Here is a 3,925-nt window from a genome sequence, read left to right as displayed (position 1 = left end):
GTCATGGATCACCTCACGGCCATGTTTGGCACATTGCATACAGTCGACGAATACTGTATGAAGATTGTTATCCCGCATCCGATGGGTGATGTCCAGGGGGCGTGCAGCACTTTTGAGTCGTGCACATGGAGACGGGAGCCCAAGCATGGACCTGTACGAGCACGAAGCACGGGAGCTTTTCGAGGAACACGGGATCCCTGTGCCGAGGGCCGAGGTCACCGACTCGCCCCAGCAGGCCCGCGCGATCGCCCGCAGGCTCGGCGGCAGCGCCGTCGTCAAGGCACAGGTCAAGACCGGTGGCCGGGGCAAGGCGGGCGGAGTACGGCTCGCCGCCGACCCGACCGAGGCCGAGAAGGCAACACGCCGGATCCTCGGCATGGACATCAAGGGACACCCGGTCGGCAAGGTCATGCTGGCCCAACCGGTGGACATCGAGAGCGAGTTCTACGTCGCCTACGTTCTCGACCGGAGCGCGGGCCGCTTCCTCGCCATCGCCTCGGCCGAGGGCGGCATGGACATAGAGGAGGTCGCCGCGGTCCGCCCGGAAGCGGTCGCCCGTATACCGGTCGACCCCGACGAGGGCGTCACCCCGGCGAAGGCGGCCGAGATCGCCGACGCGGCCGGACTGCCACCGCAGACCGTCGACGTCCTCGTACGACTGTGGGAGGTGCTGGTCCGCCAGGACGCGGTCCTCGTCGAGGTCAACCCGCTCGTGCGGACCCGGCAGGGGCAGGTCCTCGCCCTCGACGGCAAGGTCACCCTCGACGACAACGCCCGCTTCTGGCAGTCCCGTTGGAGCGCCGAGAGCATCACGTACGACGATCCGCTGGAGGCCGTCGCTGCCGCGAAGGGCCTCAACTACGTCAAGCTCGACGGCGAGGTCGGCATCATCGGCAACGGCGCCGGCCTGGTCATGTCGACCCTCGACGTGGTCGCCGGCTGCGGAGCCCGCCCCGCCAACTTCCTCGACATCGGCGGCGGTGCCTCGGCCCAGGTCATGGCCGACGGACTGACGGTCATCCTGTCGGACCCCGCTGTGAGGTCCGTGTTCGTCAACGTCTTCGGCGGCATCACCGCCTGCGACGCGGTCGCCGACGGCATCGTCAGGGCCCTGGACGAGGTCCGGCTCACCAAGCCCCTCGTCGTGCGCCTCGACGGCAACAACGCGGCGCGCGGCCGTGCCGTCCTCGACGAACACGCCCATCCACTGCTCCAGCAGGCCACCACCATGGACGGTGCCGCCCGCCGTGCCGCCGAACTCGCCAACTCCAGCTGAAGGAGCGGGACATGGCCATCTTCCTGACCAAGAATTCCAGGGTCCTCGTCCAGGGCATGACCGGCGGCGAGGGCATGAAACACACCCGGCGCATGCTCGCCGCCGGCACCGACGTGGTCGGCGGCGTCAACCCGCGGAAGGCCGGACAGACGGTCGACTTCGACGAGCGGGTCCTCCCCGTCTTCGGCTCGGTCGCCGACGGCATACGGGCGACCGGAGCGGACGTCACCGTCGTCTTCGTGCCACCCGCCTTCGCGAAAGCGGCAGTTGCCGAGGCCGCCGACGCGGGGATCGCGCTGGCCGTCGTCATCACCGAGGGCATCCCCGTCCATGACTCCGTCGCCTTCACCTCGTACGCGAAGAAGAAGGGGACACGGATCATAGGACCCAACTGCCCGGGCCTGATCACCCCCGGTCAGTCCAACGCGGGCATCATCCCGGCGGACATCACCAGGTCCGGCCGGGTCGGCCTGGTGTCCAAGTCGGGCACGCTCACCTACCAACTCATGTACGAGCTGCGCGACATCGGCTTCTCCACCTGTGTCGGCATCGGCGGAGACCCCGTCGTCGGCACCACCCACATCGACTGCCTGGCCGCCTTCCAGGACGACCCCGACACCGAACTGATCGTCCTCATCGGGGAGATCGGCGGCGACGCAGAGGAACGGGCCGCCGCGTACATCCGAGAGCACGTCACCAAGCCCGTCGTCGGCTACATCGCCGGATTCACCGCGCCCGAGGGCAGGACCATGGGCCACGCGGGCGCCATCGTGTCCGGTTCGGCGGGCACGGCTCAGGCGAAGAAGGCGGCGCTGGAGGCGGCCGGCGTCAAGGTCGGGAGCACCCCCACCGAGACGGCTCGCCTCGTGCTCACCCTGCTGGACACGGTCCGCCGGGCCCCGCGGGCCTGACCCCGGCCGCTCTGCGGCGGACGGAGACCGCTCCGGGCCCGCCGCATCCCCCTCACACCCCGCCCCCGACTGTGCACCGAGAGCGGAGACACCGCATGACGACCACCCTCAACGACACCCATCTCATCGCGAAGTCCGGAACCTCGTGGAACGACGCCTGGCAGCGCTGCCTCGCGGTCGCCCCCGAGGCCTTCCGGGACGACCGCGTCCTCAACCTCTGGGCCTCCGCCTGGCAGGCCGACGGCCGGGCGCTGCCCGCCACCAGCCCCGTCGACGGCAGCCCGATCGCCGGCCCGCCGCGCCTGGACCGGGAAACCGCCCACCAGGCAGTCCGCGCCTCCCTCGACCAGCACCGCGCCTGGCGGCACATACGGCTCGAAGAGCGCCGGGCCCGCGTCGCGGCCACCCTCGACGCCCTCACCCAGCACCGCGAACTCCTCGCGCTTCTGCTCGTCTGGGAGATCGGCAAGCCCTGGCGGCTCGCGCAGGCGGACGTCGACCGGGCCATCGACGGCGTGCGCTGGTACGTCGACGGTATCGAGCCGATGGTCGAGGGCCGCGCCCCGCTGGACGGCCCGGTGTCCAACATCGCCAGCTGGAACTACCCGATGAGCGTGCTCGTTCACGCCATGCTGGTGCAGGCACTGGCGGGCAACGCGGTCATCGCCAAGACCCCGACCGACGGCGGCGTCGCCTGTCTGACCCTGGCCTGCGCGCTCACCGCCCGCGAGGGGATCCCCGTCACCCTCGTCAGCGGCAGCGGGGGAGAGCTGTCCGAGGCGCTGGTGCGAGCGCCCGAGATCGGCTGCGTCTCCTTCGTCGGCGGCCGCGACACCGGCGCCGCCGTCGCCACGGCCGTCGCCGACCTCGGCAAGCGTCACGTACTCGAACAGGAGGGACTCAACACCTGGGGCATCTGGAACCACACCGACTGGGACGCGCTGACCGCCGTCATCCCCAAGCTCTTCGACTACGGCAAGCAGCGCTGCACCGCCTACCCGAGGTTCGTCGTCCAACGCGAACTCTTCGACGAGTTCCTGACGGCCTACCTCCCCGCGGTGCGCACCCTGCGCCTGGGCCACCCGCTCGCCGTCGAACACCCCGACGACCCCTACCCGGCACTGGACTTCGGGCCGATGATCAACGCGGCCAAGGCGAAGGAACTCCGCGACCAGGTCGCCGAGGCCATCAACCGCGGAGCCGTCCCCGTGCACCGCGGCAGCGAGGCCGACGCCCGCTTCCTGCCCGGCCAGGACACCTCGGCGTACGTCCAGCCGGTCACCCTCCTGAACCCGCCCCCCTCCTCACCCCTGCACCACGCGGAACCCTTCGGCCCGGTCGACACCATCGTCCTGGTCGACACCGAGGCCGAACTGCTGGCCGCGATGAACGCCTCCAACGGCGCCCTGGTCGCCACCCTGTCCACCGACGACCGGGCCACCTTCGACCGGCTCGCCCCGCAGATCCGCGCGTTCAAGGTCGGCCACGGCACACCGCGTTCCCGCGGCGACCGCGACGAGCTGTTCGGCGGGTTCGGCGCCTCCTGGCGCGGCGCCTTCGTCGGCGGCGAACTCCTCGTGCGCGCCGTCACCCAGGGTCCCGCCGGCGAACGGCTGCCCGGCAACTTCCCCGAGTACCAGCTGAAGCCGTGAAGCAGGTCAGGGCGGCGCTCCGAGCAGAGGGGCGCCGCCCGGCCGACGGCATACACACGACGACGCAGAGATGGGGTGGCGAGCAT

At 70.6% G+C, this 3,925-nt stretch carries 3 protein-coding genes; all 3 read left to right on the top strand.

Annotated features, from left to right (window positions below; genetic code table 11):
• The first annotated feature begins 145 nt into the window (after positions 1–145).
• The 3 genes from sucC to ACFYZ8_RS44790 all read left to right on the top strand — a co-directional run bounded on the left by sucC (position 146) and on the right by ACFYZ8_RS44790 (position 3,839).
• Entirely contained in the window at positions 146–1,276 is a 1,131-nt protein-coding gene (gene sucC / locus ACFYZ8_RS44800) for an ADP-forming succinate--CoA ligase subunit beta (protein ID WP_388542555.1), read from the top strand.
• A gap of 11 nt (positions 1,277–1,287) precedes the next feature.
• Entirely contained in the window at positions 1,288–2,187 is a 900-nt protein-coding gene (sucD, locus tag ACFYZ8_RS44795; protein WP_388542557.1) for a succinate--CoA ligase subunit alpha, read from the top strand.
• 95 nt (positions 2,188–2,282) lie between these two features.
• Positions 2,283–3,839, top strand: a complete 1,557-nt coding sequence (locus ACFYZ8_RS44790; RefSeq protein ID WP_388542558.1) for an aldehyde dehydrogenase family protein — start codon at positions 2,283–2,285, stop codon at positions 3,837–3,839.
• The last annotated feature ends 86 nt before the right edge of the window (positions 3,840–3,925 follow it).

This window comes from Streptomyces sp. NPDC001668, from assembly GCF_042893155.1.
Lineage (GTDB): Bacteria > Actinomycetota > Actinomycetes > Streptomycetales > Streptomycetaceae > Streptomyces.
This window is presented reverse-complemented; position numbering and strand designations above follow the sequence as displayed.

What these genes read in the sequence shown, in the direction of transcription:
- sucC (WP_388542555.1), top strand. Translation starts at nt 146, where the DNA reads ATGGACCTGTACGAGCACGAAGCACGGGAGCTTTTCGAGGAACACGGG.
- sucD (WP_388542557.1), top strand. Translation starts at nt 1,288, where the DNA reads ATGGCCATCTTCCTGACCAAGAATTCCAGGGTCCTCGTCCAGGGCATG.
- ACFYZ8_RS44790 (WP_388542558.1), top strand. Translation starts at nt 2,283, where the DNA reads ATGACGACCACCCTCAACGACACCCATCTCATCGCGAAGTCCGGAACC.